This window comes from Corynebacterium sp. ACRPQ, assembly GCF_022347225.1.
In the GTDB taxonomy this organism is placed as follows: domain Bacteria; phylum Actinomycetota; class Actinomycetes; order Mycobacteriales; family Mycobacteriaceae; genus Corynebacterium; species Corynebacterium tuberculostearicum_D.
In genome coordinates, this window is record NZ_JAKRNF010000002.1 from 1 (window position 1) to 14,407 (window position 14,407).

The 14,407-nt window shown below is 57.7% G+C and carries 12 protein-coding genes; 3 read left to right on the top strand and 9 right to left on the bottom strand.

Features of this window, described 5'->3' with window-relative positions; translation table 11 throughout:
* Positions 1-205: 205 nt before the first annotated feature.
* From rplS to rimM, 7 genes are all read right to left on the bottom strand, one after another.
* Positions 206-550 carry a 50S ribosomal protein L19 gene (gene rplS / locus MHY24_RS01545; protein WP_005325245.1) on the bottom strand — a complete coding sequence of 115 codons (345 nt, stop codon included), beginning with the start codon at positions 548-550 and terminating at the stop codon, positions 206-208.
* A gap of 151 nt (positions 551-701) precedes the next feature.
* Complete coding sequence (locus MHY24_RS01550) at positions 702-2,816, bottom strand: YhgE/Pip domain-containing protein (RefSeq protein WP_204608516.1); 2,115 nt, start codon at positions 2,814-2,816, stop codon at positions 702-704.
* A 193-nt stretch (positions 2,817-3,009) separates the two neighbouring features.
* Entirely contained in the window at positions 3,010-5,346 is a 2,337-nt protein-coding gene (locus tag MHY24_RS01555; RefSeq protein WP_239228113.1) for a Tex family protein, read from the bottom strand.
* A 146-nt stretch (positions 5,347-5,492) separates the two neighbouring features.
* Positions 5,493-6,131 (bottom strand): hypothetical protein, encoded by a 639-nt coding sequence (locus tag MHY24_RS01560; RefSeq protein ID WP_239193109.1) that lies wholly within the window; start codon positions 6,129-6,131, stop codon positions 5,493-5,495.
* A 121-nt stretch (positions 6,132-6,252) separates the two neighbouring features.
* The gene (locus MHY24_RS01565) at positions 6,253-6,627 is read right to left on the bottom strand and encodes a hypothetical protein (protein ID WP_239228114.1); all 375 of its coding nucleotides are present in this window, start codon (positions 6,625-6,627) and stop codon (positions 6,253-6,255) included.
* Entirely contained in the window at positions 6,627-7,499 is an 873-nt protein-coding gene (trmD, locus tag MHY24_RS01570) for a tRNA (guanosine(37)-N1)-methyltransferase TrmD (protein ID WP_239228115.1), read from the bottom strand. Before trmD ends, MHY24_RS01565 begins: the two co-directional genes overlap by 1 nt.
* Positions 7,496-7,993: a ribosome maturation factor RimM gene (gene rimM / locus MHY24_RS01575; RefSeq protein ID WP_239228116.1), complete on the bottom strand. Its 498-nt coding sequence runs from the start codon at positions 7,991-7,993 to the stop codon at positions 7,496-7,498. The genes trmD and rimM overlap by 4 nt, the downstream gene beginning before the upstream one ends.
* A 106-nt stretch (positions 7,994-8,099) precedes the next feature.
* Here rimM and MHY24_RS01580 point away from each other — a divergent pair, with 106 nt between their 5' ends.
* Positions 8,100-8,504: a cupin domain-containing protein gene (locus MHY24_RS01580; protein ID WP_204608499.1), complete on the top strand. Its 405-nt coding sequence runs from the start codon at positions 8,100-8,102 to the stop codon at positions 8,502-8,504.
* A 29-nt stretch (positions 8,505-8,533) separates the two neighbouring features.
* Positions 8,534-9,229, top strand: a complete 696-nt coding sequence (locus MHY24_RS01585; protein WP_239228117.1) for a TetR/AcrR family transcriptional regulator — start codon at positions 8,534-8,536, stop codon at positions 9,227-9,229.
* Between the two features lie 219 nt (positions 9,230-9,448).
* On the opposite strand, the gene rpsP is transcribed toward MHY24_RS01585, so the two are convergent.
* Complete coding sequence (rpsP, locus tag MHY24_RS01590) at positions 9,449-9,964, bottom strand: 30S ribosomal protein S16 (protein WP_005325261.1); 516 nt, start codon at positions 9,962-9,964, stop codon at positions 9,449-9,451.
* Positions 9,965-10,317: 353 nt separating this feature from the next.
* On the opposite strand from rpsP, the gene MHY24_RS01595 reads away from it, so the two are divergent.
* Positions 10,318-12,585: an acyltransferase family protein gene (locus MHY24_RS01595; RefSeq protein WP_239228118.1), complete on the top strand. Its 2,268-nt coding sequence runs from the start codon at positions 10,318-10,320 to the stop codon at positions 12,583-12,585.
* Between the two features lie 150 nt (positions 12,586-12,735).
* On the opposite strand, the gene ffh is transcribed toward MHY24_RS01595, so the two are convergent.
* Entirely contained in the window at positions 12,736-14,376 is a 1,641-nt protein-coding gene (gene ffh, locus MHY24_RS01600) for a signal recognition particle protein (protein ID WP_204608489.1), read from the bottom strand.
* Positions 14,377-14,407 lie beyond the last annotated feature (31 nt).

Consider the following 14,407-nt stretch of genomic DNA (forward strand, 5'->3'; position numbering starts at 1 on the left):
TCGACACTGCCTACAACCACTCTATGGGAATACGCAAAGGCCGCATGCGCTAAACCCCACCAACACAAAATGTCGTTTAGCCCGACACGCCGCAAAACAACACATTCTGTCGTTTAGGCCGTGAATTAAGCGAAATTGGGCATAGAAAAATCCTCCTGCATCCACAGTTGGGTGCAGGAGGAAGCTGGCGCGCAGCGCGCTAGTACTAGCGACGCTCCTTGATGCGAGCCTTCTTGCCGCGCAGATCGCGCAGGTAGTAGAGCTTCGCACGGCGGACGCGGCCACGGCGGGAGACCTTGATGGACTCCAGGTTCGGGGAGTGAACCGGGAAGGTACGCTCAACGCCGATACCGAAGGAGACCTTACGGACAGTGAAGGTCTCACGGATGCCGGAACCCTGGCGACGGATGCAGATGCCCTTGAAGAGCTGTGCACGCTCGTTGTTGCCCTCGATAACCTTTACGTTAACGTCGAGGGTATCGCCTGGGCGGAAGGACGGGATATCGTCGCGCAGCTGTGCTGCATCGACCTTGTCAATAATGTTGGACATGCCAATATTCCTTTTCAGTTTGGGACAGAGGACCCTAGCGGCGTACTGCCTAACCGGTTCGTGCCCGTTACATAGAACGGTGCACTATTTTTCCACATCCACCGGCAGGAACCAAATTTCTCCCCAGCACTACTTTCTCCCCCCTCCCAAGCTACGCCGCCGCAGCAGCCGGGAAGCGGACTAGGTGCTCATCCAGGATTTTCGCCGTACCCAAGTGACGCGCGCGGAAGACCACATATGAGGCGAAAAGTGCGATCAGGGTAAATCCGAGCAGCGCTGCCATTCCAGTCCAGAACGTCGCATCATGAATCCCATCAGTGGCACGCGTGAATGCGCCTTTGGCGTAGGTCATCGGGTGGAAAGGATGCATCAAACTCAACGGGCGGGGAATCGCGGCCACCGGCCACACACCACCAAAGACCATCACACCGAGGGCGAAAATTCCCGCAGCAAAGATGCCACCAATCTTTCGCCCAAAAGTCACGTGGAAGAACTGGTAAGTCGCCGCACCCACCGCTGCGATCGCTGCTACTACCCCGAGAATCATGGACCAGCTAGCCGGTGCCCACCCCAAAGTTGCTGACATCAGCGCCATAAAGGCAAGGACAATGAAGTTGAGCACGGTCAGCGTGATGAACGCAGACAATATTCCGCGCGCAGGATGCGCAACTGGGGTTCCTTTACGGCCGAGGTAATAGGGAAACACCATAGCCACCAGCAGCATGACGAGGAAGCCAAAGACGAGCACTAAGAGCAAAGAGGCACCGCCGGTGACGTCCTTGCGGGTGGGGTCCGTGGAGCTTATTGCTGTTTGGACTGGGTGCACATTGGACGCGGTGAAGTTAATGGGAACGGCCATGTTTTGAGCTGAGTCTTCCGGTTTGGAGATAGATGGCGCTTTGGCTGCACCATCTGCCAGCTTCTGTGAGAGCTCACCAGAACCGGCCTTTAGCTTATCCATACCACCCTTGAGCTCGGCACCACCGGCTGCCAAGCGGTCTGTTCCCGTCTTCAGGGTGCCAGTCCCGTCGTGGAGGCGGCTCGCGCCATCGTGCAGCTGAGCGGCGCCGGTGCCAAGTTCGCCAACGCCGCTGTGTAGCTCCTTCGTGCCATCAGCTAGACGGTGCGCTCCGCCATTGAGTTTGTTCATGCCGCCCAGATACTCCGAATTAGGATCTGAAAGGTTGTAGTACAGCTGACCGGTACCATTAGAAAGTTGCTCTAGTTTATCCACCATGTTGCCACTCGTGGCCGGATCAAGTTTGGATACGAGCGAGTGGAGCTGTTCAGCCTGCTGCCCCATACCCAAGTTACGCAGCACCTCTACCAGTTGCGACAGGGCAGGAACCACGACCTGGGCCTGTTTGAGCACTGGGATAAGCATTCCCGTGAGCTGATTGACTCCACCATCGATCTGGCCGGCACCGTCGGCGAGACGGCCGGTGCCAGCAAGCAGCTTATCGGAACCTTCAGCAAGTTGTGTGGCACCGTCATCCAGGCGAGCGGCACCTTCATCGAGTCGCCCGACTCCCTCATTGAGACGGTTTGTGCCATCAAGCAGCGCACCAGTTCCATCATGTAGCTTTCCTGCACCGGCTCCCAGCTGACCTATGCCGGCGACCGCACGACCTCCACCTTCTTGTAGCTTCCCGGCACCTTCATCAAGACGTCTAGCACCATCGGCGGCAGTGCCTATTCCATCACTTAGCTTATTGAGCCCTTCTATTACCTGGTCAGCGTATTTTTTCGAGATTGCATTTTCCACGCTGGTTTGCACCTGCGGGATTAGGCTCGAAGAAATAACGGAGCCGTTAGTTCCGTAATAGTCATTGCTAGCGAAGTGAATTTCAGGTTTGACGGGCTTATCACTGATGATGGACACCGCTTTTTTGGAAAAGTCCTCAGGGATGGTCACCACCAGGAGATATTTGCCTTTAATCAGCCCTTGATCCCCCTCATCCTTATTCACCTCTGCGAAATTCAGGTAATCGGTATCCAGCAGCCCTTCTACCACCTGAACGCCGTAGTTGGTATCAACGCCTTGCTTGTTGACGCCCGCGTCTTCATTCACCACCGCTAGGTCGATTTTGCGCATGTATTTGGATGGGTCCCACATCGCCCACATCATGGTTCCGGCAATAATAATGGGTGCAACCAGGAAGAACACGATGAACAACCGTGCCAATGCACTGCGCGGACGCCAGTCCAATACGCGGTGCCAACCCAACACTCCCCTGCCATGGCTGGCTTTAGCAGCTTTGCTCATTTCCCTCTCCTTGTAATTAAAATGGCACCAAGCGTCTTTTATTTAGTTTTGGCAAACTTACCATTTTGAAACAATCTCGGCGCGCATTGGACCCCACGTCGTGGAGGAATTCTCCCCTCTGGAATGTATAAGCTCCCACCGTCCGCAACGATGGGAGCAAAAAGCAGCAGGTAGAAAGGCTAGTCCACGACGATTAGAAGCCTGCCTTCTTCAAGGCATCGGCCATGGCTCCACCACCACCGGAGCCACCTCGACCGCCAGTGCGGCCGCGCGAGCCGTCCCGGGATCCGCGCCCAGATTTGTGGCCAGAGCGCTTTCCTTCGCCCCTGGCTCCGGATTTGGCGGAACCGCGTGGGGAATCACCGCGGCGTTTAGGGGCCGGCTGCCCCGGTTCATCATCCAAACGGAGGGAGAGACCGATGCGCTGGCGCTCCACATCAACCTCCATGACCTTCACCTTGACCACCTGGCCAGAGCGCACGACCTCGTGCGGATCGGAAACAAACTTGTGGCTCATGGCAGAAACGTGGACGAGGCCATCCTGATGGACTCCGACATCCACGAAGGCGCCAAATGCCGCCACGTTGGTCACCGTGCCCTCAAGAATCATGCCCGGGGTGAGATCGGAGACCTTATGTACGCCTTCTTTAAAGGTGGCGGTCTTGAACTCAGGGCGCGGGTCGCGTCCGGGTTTATCCAGCTCGGCGATGATATCGGTCACCGTAGGAATGCCGAAAGTCTCGTCTGCAAAGTCTGCTGGCGCCAGCATGCTGAGTACGCGGGTATTGCCAATAAGTTCAGAAATCCCCAGGCCCGTCTTCTCCGCGATGCGGGAGACGACAGGATAGGCCTCTGGGTGTACGGCAGAGGAATCCAGCGGATCGGTACCGCCGTTGATGCGGAGAAAGCCCGCAGACTGTTCAAAGGCCTTAGGCCCCAGACGCGGTACCTTCTTCAGTTCCTTGCGGGAAGAAAAAGAACCGTGTTCATTGCGGTAGGAAACGATATTGGCGGCGATAGTGGAATTGACACCCGCTACGCGCTCAAGCAGCGGGACGGAAGCGGTATTGAGATCTACGCCCACACCATTTACCGCACTTTCCACGACGCCATCAAGGGTGCGAGCGAGCGCCGTCTGGTTAACGTCGTGCTGGTACTGCCCCACACCAATAGCCTTGGGATCGATCTTGACCAGCTCAGCCAAAGGATCCTGCAAGCGGCGAGCGATGGAAACCGCACCGCGCAGCGAGACATCCATGTCGGGGAATTCCTCCGCTGCAAGCGGCGAGGCTGAGTAGACCGAGGCGCCGGACTCCGAAACCACCACAGGAGTGGGTCGCTGACCCCCAGCTTGCTTAATAAGGTCCGCAATTTCCTGGGCAAGCTTCTCGGTCTCACGGGAGGCGGTGCCGTTGCCGATGGCCATAAGGTCTACAGAATGCTTGGCGCACAGGGCCGATAGCGTCTGAACTGCTTGGCTCCACTGGTTCTGCGGCTGATGCGGGTAGACAATGGCGGTATCGAGCACCTTGCCGGTTTTGTCCACTACCGCGCACTTCACACCATTGCGGTAACCCGGATCCAAGCCGATGGTGGCACGCTGGCCAGCAGGTGCCGCGAGCAGCACGTCGCGCAGATTGGTGGCAAAGATCTTCAGCGCGCCTTCCTCCGCGATCTCTTTTAGCCGCATGCGAACGTCCAGGCTAGAGGAAATATAGAGCTTGGTGCGCCAGCCCCAATGGACGGCGTCGGCAAGCCACTTGGAGGAGCGATCCAGCTCGAAGCGGGAGGCGATTGCGTCCTCGTAGTCGGCGTCATCGCCGGCATCTAGCTGCAGCTGCAGCACGCCCTCATTCTCGCCACGCAGCAGCGCCAAAATGCGGTGCGAAGGCAGCTTGTGGAAGGGCTCGTTGAAGTCGAAGTAATCCTTAAACTTCGCACCTTCGGCTTCCTTGCCCTCAACTACATGCGCGCCCATGGAGCCCTCAGTGAACATACGCTCGCGTACTTCACCCACCAGATCCGCGTCGAGCGCGAAGCGGTCTGCCAAGATGGCGCGGGCGCCGTCGAGGGCCTTCTTGGTGTCCTCAAAGCCCTCGGTGGTAAAGGCCTGTGCCAGCTCTTCTGGAGCCGCGTTGGGATCCGCAATGAGCTTATCGGTCAGCTCCTCTAGGCCGGCTTCGCGGGCAATATCGGCCTTGGTTTTGCGGCGCTTCTTATACGGCAGGTACAGGTCCTCCAGGCGCGCCTTGGTCTCGCAGGCAAGGATTTGTTCCCTGAGGGCGTCGCTAAGCTTGCCCTGCTCTTCAATCGCCGCAAGGATGGTCTCCTTGCGCTCCTGTAGTTCCTTCAAGTAGTTCGCACGCTCTTCAATGGTGCGCAGCTGGGAATCATCCAGCCCGCCGGTGGCCTCCTTGCGGTAGCGGGCGATAAAGGGCACTGTATTGCCCTCCGCAAGCAGCTGCAACGCGGTAGAAACCTGCGATTCCTTGACGTTGAGCTCGGCGGCGATAGTGGCCGCAATATTCACGTGGTCTCCTCACTCTTTCTCGAGGTTTGGGATTAGACCCACCCAATTTACCGCACGGCCCCTCCACTGCCTTCGCTTGCCGACGCCCCCTAGACGCACAAAACCTCCTTTCCCAGTAAGGGAAAGGAGGTTGCTGCGGCGCGCTCTTAGTAGATAACCACGCGGGCGTTATCGCCGCCGGAGCAGGAAACGCGCGAAGAGCTACCGGAGCAGTACATGGTGTAGGTACCACCGGTGGCCGGCGAGTAGACGCTCAAGGTAGCGCCGGTGCCGCCGCCGGCGACCCAGTTATTCATAAACGCGGTATAGACGTTGCTGGCAAAACCGCTGGAGGTTTTGCTGGTAGCTGGATAGTAGCTAGTGAAGTCACTCCAAGAGTGCCCATTGCTGCTGCCAGAAGACGCTGCCTGTGCCGGCGCTGGCGCTGGAGCATCCTTAGTCTTGGTCACCGTGACCGGGCTGGAATCTTCATCCTCATCCTCTGCATCGTCCTTGGACGAGGAACCGGAGTGCTTGCTAGATCCGGAGCCGGAGCCGCTATTGGCATCAGCCTGTTGGAATTGGCTATCGGCAGCAGCGCTGGTCGATGCATCATCCTTGTTATTGGTCACGAACATGATGACCATGGCGGCCACCGCGATGACCGCCACAATTGCTGCGATAATTGCCGCGATTGTGGCGCCGCCTACGCCACCGCTTTGCTGCGGCTGGGAATAATACTGCTGATTGTACTGAGGCGGCTGTTGGTTATATCCACCGTAGTTATTGCCATTGGGAGCCGTCATAGTTCAGGGACCACCTTGGGAATAGGAATCTAGAGGGAATGTCCCCTTCACTATAACCTTAGAAGGCATATGCGCTGCAGTTTAGGCATGAAAAAGCACTAAATAATTGTCCAGATTCCGCTTATAACCCAGAATCCGCCCGCCACACCGCTGGGGCACCAAGCCCCATCTCCGTAAAACCGATTTCCGCACTGCCTACCCACGAGGCTGCCGGCGGCAAGCAGTCTGCTACCGAGGAAGCCACCGTGGCCAGGGGCTGCATGGTCTTTCCGTTTACGATGAGCCGCCACACCGGTATTCCTTGTGGCCACTGACCGCTCTTGAAGCGATACTCCTGCGCTAGCGGGCTGCTTTCCGAGCTTTCCTCCGCTACCTGAAGAGTGAAAATACTAAGCGGCTCAAAGCCCCGTGCATGCAGCGCCTCTGGCAATGCTTCGAGGCTTTTCGCCCACTCCTGGGTTACTAAGAGTACCGAGAGGTCAGCGCTTACCTCCATTAGCCTTCACCCTGGGTGTTGGCTTCTTGTTCCAACTGCGCGATGAAGGCTTTGTCGTCCTTATCGAGCTCAGCCGCCTCCAAAAGTTCGGGACGGCGTTGCCACGTGCGCAGCAATGCCTGTTCCCTCCGCCATTTGTCTACCAACCCGTGGTTTCCCGAGGTGAGCACCTCCGGCACGGCTAGGCCACGCCACTCTCGCGGCTTGGTATAGCTCGGGCCTTCCAAGAGACCATCAGAAAAAGAATCTTCCTCATGAGAGCGCTTATTTCCCAGCACGCCGGGGATGAGTCGCACTACTGCCTCAGCAATCACCAACGTTGCCACTTCCCCACCGATCAACACATAATCGCCGATGGAAACCTCGCGCACGCGGTAGCGTCGAGCGGCGTCATCCACCACGCGCTGATCGATGCCCTCATAACGCCCGCAGGCAAAAACAATGTGCTCCTCATTGGACCACGCCCGCGCATCTGCTTGGCTAAACGGTTTTCCGGTTGGCGTCGGCACGATAAGCAGTGGGAGGTCGCTATCCTCATCGGCCGTGGCATCAACCGCATAGGCTTGCGCCTCAACCCCTTCTAATTCATCGTGGCGCGGACGGTTTAGGTGTGGCAACGCAGACTCTAGATTGGGCGCACTTTCCCGCGTGGCGACGCTATCGAGCGCCGGCCCCCAAACTTCTGGCTTCATAACCATGCCGGGGCCACCACCGAACGGCGAGTCATCGACAGACTTATGCGCATCCGTAGCCCACTGCCGCAGATCGTGCACACCTACTTCAAGGCGACCTTGTTCAATGGCCTTGCCCAAAAGCGCATGCCGCAACGGGTCCAGGTACTCCGGAAAAATGGTGATGACGTCAAGCCTCATAGGTCAAGCAGTCCTTCCGGCGGATCGATGGTGCACGTTCCAGCCTCTAGGTTCACCTCAGGAACAATGGCATGCACGAAGGGAATGAGCGCCTCCTTGCTGTTGTCGAGTTTTACCTCCAACAAATCTTGACTTCCGCCGTGGATGACCGATGTGACCTCACCGATCTCCTCGCCCGCCAGAAGTACGCGAAGCCCTTCCAGCTCGTGGTCATAAAAGCCATCATCATCACTGTCGAGCGGAGCGGCAAAGAACTTGGTACCACGTAGGCTATCCGCCACTGTTCGGTCTTTGATCTCTTCAAAGGTAACGAGCAGCCTTCCCTTATGGCTCCGGACCGCCTTGATAGTTAGTGTGTGCTCCTTCTTACCCTGCGTCCCCTGAAGAACTTCCCCTACCGCAAAGCGCACCTCCGGTTCATCCGTAGTGGCCTCGACTACGACTTCACCTTTCACGCCGTGCGATTTAATCACGCGACCAATCATCAATTCCATAGCGGAAAGTCTACAACACAGACCTCTTTGCCCTTGTCAGTCATGAATTTTGGCGCTTTGGAAAGCAAACCCAGAATTTGAGTCTTATTGTCGTTAAAGTGGGCTCATGAGCGATCTACCGACCAACTCCCCGGACACGTTCGGCGCGGCTTCTCACTCAGGTGAGGATTCCGTCATGTCCGCGCTAAACCTGCTGGACATCGCGCCTGATACCGATCCGCACCGCCCGCGCCCGGGCGTACAGCGCGTCTTAAGCGCTGATGGTGCCAACCTCATTCTCTTTAGCTTCACACCAGGACAGTCTCTGCCCGATCACAAGGCCGCACATCCCATCACCGTGCAGGCGCTGCGCGGTGAGCTTGACTTCAGCTACGGCAGTGAAACCATCACGCTCACCCCCGGCTCTATCGTGCACCTTCCTGCATATGAGGTGCATAAAGTCGAGGCCACAAGCGAGAGCGGCAACCCTTCCACCCCCGCAATTTTGCTGCTCACCATGCTGACCAAATAATTTATACGTACATAGGTTTTGTTGATAAAATGAATTTTATAGAAACGCACAATAAGCCCTACCATCATGGAAACCTCCACGATGAGCTGCTCCGTATCGCTGTTCAACTGGGCAAAAGAAGTGGCCCCGATGCCATCACCGTCCGTGCGGTCACCCGCGAAGCAGGAGTGTCTCCTACCTCCGCTTACCGTCATTTCAAGGACCAAGAAGAACTGCACGATAAGGTAGCTGAGCTTGCGACCGATGAGTTGGTCCGGCGTTTACACGAGACTACCGAGACAGCAGTGGGCCTAGATTTTCCAGAACACCTGATGCAAATCGGCTACGCCTACCTCGAGTTTGCCCTAGATGAAACCAATTTCTTCCGCTGCATGCTGGAGTGGAAGGCGCTGCGTTTCATGCTTGGCGTAGATCCCAATACGGAAGATGATCCGAAGATGGATCACCTACAGCAGATTCGCGATTTCTTCGCCCTGTTGTCCCGCCACGCGGAAGCGCTGGACAACACCACTGACGCCAGGTATTTCATGCAGAATGCCCTGTTGGCTTGGTCGGCCATTCATGGATTTACCGTACTTGCCATCGACGGCCCTTTGTCCCGGCTTCCACGCGAGCAGATTCTCGAGCTTTTCACACCGGTTGTTGCAGGTGCACTGCGCGGCATGGACTTTAAGGAACCCTCTAATGTCTACAGCCGCTACCCCAACTACAAACCACAGAACTAAGGGCGAACTTGCAAATCCCCGACATGGATGCCGAAAGTTTCCTAGCGCGTCACTGCCAGTAGCGACCGCGCACGCAGCCCCGCCACGGACTAGCGTGCGCGGTCGCTACTGTGTGCCGGCCCCTCCCCCTACAACTACAAAGGCCCCGCCACTACGACCAGTGATCGTAGCGGCGGGGCCCGAAGCTAGAAGCGCTTTGTGCTTAGCAAGGGAGGCAGATTACTCTGCGGACTCCTCAGAAGCTTCCTCAGCCTTCTCCTCGGCCTCAGCGTCAGCTTCGCCGGCGGCAGCAGCGGCAGCCTCTGCAGCAGCAGCTTCCTCAGCAGCCTTCTTCTCAGCCTCTTCCTTGGCCTTCTTCTTCTTTTCGGTGATGGCCTCGATGGTCGGGCCGTTGTTGGCCTCAGCCAGTGCCTCGTTGAAGATCTCCAGCTTGGACTTCTTCTCCTCAGCAACCTTCAGGGTGCCCTCTGCACCCGGCAGACCCTTGTGCTTCTGCCAGTCACCGGTGACCTTCAGCAGAGCGAGAACCGGCTCGGTTGGCTGTGCGCCAACGGACAGCCAGTGCTGTGCACGCTCGGAGTCGATCTGGATGAGGGAAGGCTCTTCCTTCGGGTGGTAGATGCCGATGTTCTCGATGACCTTGCCGTTACGACGGGTGCGGGCATCAGCAATAACAACGCGGTACTCAGCAGCGCGGACCTTGCCCAGGCGCTGCAGCTTGATCTTGACAGCCATGTTGGCTCCTTTACTAGTCACTGGGCAGTACAGACGCGCACTAGGTTGTGCGCCGGTTCAACCCTTGGATTTTATCTGCGCGTGACATACCGGCCGACCGTAGACGGGAACGGTGCTACGCAGAATATTACGTTCTTCAGTTTATCTAGCTCAGAATATCCGAGTAGATAACCTGGGATATTTTAGCGCGAGTAGCCGCATTTTCAAAAATTACTACGCCACGCACGCAGGTTCGTTATGCCTGCGATAGTGAAGCAGAGTACCCTTAAGGGCCGAATATAGACATTTCGTTTCATATGTATGGCGCGCCTTCCGCCCCACCATCCAGGCATAGGCGCACGAAAAGACAGTTTATGACTAAAGAATCTCCGCGAAATTTCCGGTACCGCTATGACCTTGATGGTCTGCGCGGTATTGCCATCGGCCTAGTAGTTATCTACCACGTATTCGTCGGACGCGTATCCGGCGGCGTCGACGTATTCCTGCTGCTATCCGGCTACTTCTTCTTGGGCTCCCAGCTGCGCTACGCGAACAAGCCCAACGCCTCGCTGAACCCATGGTGGCCCATCTGGCGCACCTTGCGGCGCTTGGTACCAAGCTTGGTTTTGGTCATCGGCGTGACCTACATTCTAGTGCGCATTTTCACCCCGCAGCTCATGCGCACCGAGCTCACCCAACAAATCACAGCCACCATGCTGTATTACCAGAACTGGGAGCTAGCGGAACAAAACGCCGACTACACAGCGGCCGCAGCTGATACCTCACCGCTGCAGCACATGTGGTCCATGGCTGTGCAGGGCCAGTTCTACATCATGGGCATTGCCTTTGCGCTCATCTTGGCTGCCATCATGAAGTTCCGGCCACAGCAGCAACCTTTGGGCAAGCGGAGCTTCCCCACGGTCAACCAGATTGCTGGCCCGATCCTCATCGTGATCACCATTGCCTCCTTCGCCTATGCTTCGCGCCACGGCCTCTACGGCACCCCGGAGAACTACTACTCCACCTGGTCGCGCGCTTGGGAGTTAACCTTGGGCGCGGTCCTGGCTATCTACGGTTCCTCTTGGAAGATTCCGGCCCGCCTCTATGACCTCTTTACTGGTCTGGGCCTTTTGATGCTCATCTTTACTGGTGCCATCATCGCGGATACCACTGCGTATCCTGGCCCGCTTTCTCTTTTGCCACTAGGCGGCGCCGTGCTCATTATCTTGGGCGGCGGTGGCAAGATTTCCAAGGCCATGGCTTCCAAGCAGGCGCGCTGGCTGGGCGATGTAGCCTACCCGCTCTACCTGTGGCACTGGCCATTGCTTATTTTGTCCACGTCCTACCTGGGTCAAGAAACCCCGTCGTGGTGGTTGGGCGTCATCATTATCGTCATTTCTCTAGTGTTGGCGGACCTCACGCACCGCTTTTTGGAAAAGCCCCTGCGACAGCATCGCAAGCGCCCCACGGCCGAGGACCTACCGGTACGCAAGGGCCTGTCGACCTTGCAGAAACCCGCCGGTGCCGCCCGCGGTGTGGGTGGCGTTGTAGTCGCCGCGGCCGTTGTCGGCCTCTTGGCTGTCCAGCCACTGTGGATGCGCACCCTTGATGATGCTGATGCGGAGCTTTTGGACCCTGCCCTCTACCCCGGCGCAACGACGTTCATCAACGACATCACCCCGCCGGATAATGTGGAGGTCAAGCCTGATCCGATTCTGGCCGGCGGAATCCAGCCACCAGTAGCGACAAATTGGTGCTTCGTGCCAGATAGCCAGCCTGCTGACTTCTTCTTCGAAACCCGCAAGGACGGAAAGACCCCCTGCATTTTCGGTGACCTCAACGCAGAGAAGGAAGTCTATTTGGTGGGCGGTTCCCACGCGGAGCAGTATTCTGCCCCGCTGGACCGCTTAGGCAAGGAAATGGGCTTTAAGCTGGTACCGCTGCTGCGCCAAGGCTGCCCGATTGAATTGGGTGACGATGTCACCGTGACCCCAGAGTGTGCCGAGTGGGGCAAGCTGGCCATGGATCGCATCGAAGAGGCGAACCCGGCCTTGGTCATCTCGAATACCACCCGCCCACAAAATGAATATGGCACCGGCCCCGATGCCGTGCCCGCCGGCTACCAGGCATTCTGGGAGGAATTGGCCGAACGCGATATTCCCTTCTTGGGCTTCCGCGATAACCCGTGGGGCTTTGATGAAGAAGGCCGTCCACGCGAGTTTGATGAGTGCTACGTCGCTACCGAAGATGCCTACGGCTGCGGCATGCGCTTTGAACAGGTCTACCAGCCTTATGACCCCGGTGCAGTCGTGCTGTCGAAGTACCAGAATATGCTCTCGATCGATACCGCTCCGTGGTTCTGCGATGCCAATGGTGACTGCCCCGTCATCATCGGCAATACGATGGTCTACCGCGACATGCACCACATCACCAATGCTTTTGCGGAATCAGCAATGCCAATGATTCGCGAAGCCCTAAAGCCCTTCCTCAACGGGGAAAAAGTCCAGCAGGAAGCCCCGGACATTCCACCGGAGCAGGCTGCAGGAGCCGTAGAGCAAGCACCCGCAGCACCTACCAACGCCGGCAAGCAACATGCCAACCCAGTCCCCTACCCCAACGCCGCACAAGACGATGCCGTCTAGGCCATAGCTCGGTCACGCACAAGCCCCGAGGGCGAAAGCGCCTCATGCAAAGGCGCGCTGGGGCTTAGGGCGGCGTCGGCAAGCCGTATAAAAAGGAGGCTCCCGCAGCAACGCGGAAGCCTCCTTCTTTATGCTTTAAGGCTGGGAAAACTACTTTTTACCCTTGCCAAAGTCCAGGTTGTCGAGATCGATATTTTCCATTCCCTTCGGCATCTTTGGCATGCCGGGCATACCTGGCATGCCACCGCCGCCGCCCATTTGCTGCTGGAGCTTTTGCAGCTCCTCCATGGACGGCATGCCGCCGCCTCCGGGCATTCCCGGCATTCCGCCCATGCCCGGCATCTTCGGGCCGCGGTTGCCACCGCCGCCCTTGCCCTTCTTTCGCTTGCCGTTCTTGCCCTTGCGACCCTTGGGCTTCTTCTTGGTAGCGGAGCGACCACCCATGCCGCCCATGCCGAATTGGCCGGCCATCTTGGACATCATTTTCTTAGCCTGGTTGAAGCGCTCAATGAGCTGGTTGACCTCGGAAACGCTGACACCAGAACCATTAGCAATGCGCTTGCGGCGCGAAGCATTGAGAATCTTCGGATCCTCGCGCTCCTGCGGCGTCATACCGCGAATGATCGCTTGGATGCGGTCCAGCTGCTTTTCGTCCACCATGGCGGCCATTTCATTCATCTGCTTGCCGCCGGGCATCATCTTCAGCAGGTTGCCGATGGGGCCCATCTTGCGGATCATCAGCATCTGCTCAAGGAAGTCGTTGAGCGTCAGCTCGCCAGAGCCGAGCTTGGAGGCTGCCTCTTCGGCTTTCTGGTGGTCCAGGGTGGCTTCGGCCTGCTCGATAAGGGAGAGCAAATCACCCATGCCCAGAATGCGGCTGGACATGCGCTCCGGGTGGAAGACATCGAAATCATCGAGCTTCTCACCGGTAGAGGCGTACATGATGGGCTTGCCGGTGACCTCACGAATAGACAGGGCCGCACCACCGCGGGCGTCACCGTCCAGCTTGGTAAGAACAACGCCGGTAAAGTCCACGCCATCGCGGAAGGCCTCGGCCGTCTGTACGGCATCCTGGCCAATCATGGAGTCGATGACAAAAAGGACTTCGTCTGGGTTGACGGCATCGCGGATATTGCGTGCCTGCGTCATCAGGGTCTCATCGATGCCCAAGCGGCCAGCGGTATCGATGATGACCACATCGTGCTGCTTCTGCTTAGCCTCAGCAATGCCCTGCTTGGCGACGTCCACCGGGTCACCGTGCGAGGTACCCATTTCATGCTCATTGGAGTCCAGGGAGGTTCCCGGATCCGGTGCAAAGGTCGGCACCTCAGCGCGCTCGCCGACGATTTGCAGCTGCTGCACCGCGCCTGGGCGCTGCAAGTCACAGGCCACCAGCATCGGGGTATGGCCCTGCTTAGCCAGGTGCTTGGCCAACTTACCGGCCAAGGTGGTTTTACCAGCACCCTGCAGGCCGGCAAGCATGATCACCGTCGGCGGGTTCTTAGCCAAGTTCAGGCGGCGGGTTTCGCCACCGAGGATCTCAATGAGCTCCTCATTGACGATCTTGACTACCTGCTGCGCCGGGTTGAGCGCCTCAGAGACTTCCGCGCCGCGGGCGCGTTCCTTGATGCGCTTGATAAAGCCACGGACGACGGTCAAAGATACGTCGGCTTCCAGCAGCGCGAGGCGGATCTCACGAGCGGTGGCATTGATATCAGCCTCGGTCAGTTTGCCCTTACCGCGCAGGCCCGCCAGGGCTGACTGTAGGCGGTCTGATAGTGAGTCAAACACTACGGATGCGCTCCCTTAATTTAGATCGATC

Coding starts and splice junctions, on each gene's coding strand:
- rplS (WP_005325245.1), bottom strand. CDS start 550: ATGTCCAACATTATTGACAAGGTCGATGCAGCACAGCTGCGCGACGAT.
- MHY24_RS01550 (WP_204608516.1), bottom strand. CDS start 2,816: ATGAGCAAAGCTGCTAAAGCCAGCCATGGCAGGGGAGTGTTGGGTTGG.
- MHY24_RS01560 (WP_239193109.1), bottom strand. CDS start 6,131: ATGACGGCTCCCAATGGCAATAACTACGGTGGATATAACCAACAGCCG.
- MHY24_RS01565 (WP_239228114.1), bottom strand. CDS start 6,627: ATGGAGGTAAGCGCTGACCTCTCGGTACTCTTAGTAACCCAGGAGTGG.
- trmD (WP_239228115.1), bottom strand. CDS start 7,499: ATGAGGCTTGACGTCATCACCATTTTTCCGGAGTACCTGGACCCGTTG.
- rimM (WP_239228116.1), bottom strand. CDS start 7,993: ATGGAATTGATGATTGGTCGCGTGATTAAATCGCACGGCGTGAAAGGT.
- MHY24_RS01580 (WP_204608499.1), top strand. CDS start 8,100: ATGAGCGATCTACCGACCAACTCCCCGGACACGTTCGGCGCGGCTTCT.
- MHY24_RS01585 (WP_239228117.1), top strand. CDS start 8,534: ATGAATTTTATAGAAACGCACAATAAGCCCTACCATCATGGAAACCTC.
- rpsP (WP_005325261.1), bottom strand. CDS start 9,964: ATGGCTGTCAAGATCAAGCTGCAGCGCCTGGGCAAGGTCCGCGCTGCT.
- MHY24_RS01595 (WP_239228118.1), top strand. CDS start 10,318: ATGACTAAAGAATCTCCGCGAAATTTCCGGTACCGCTATGACCTTGAT.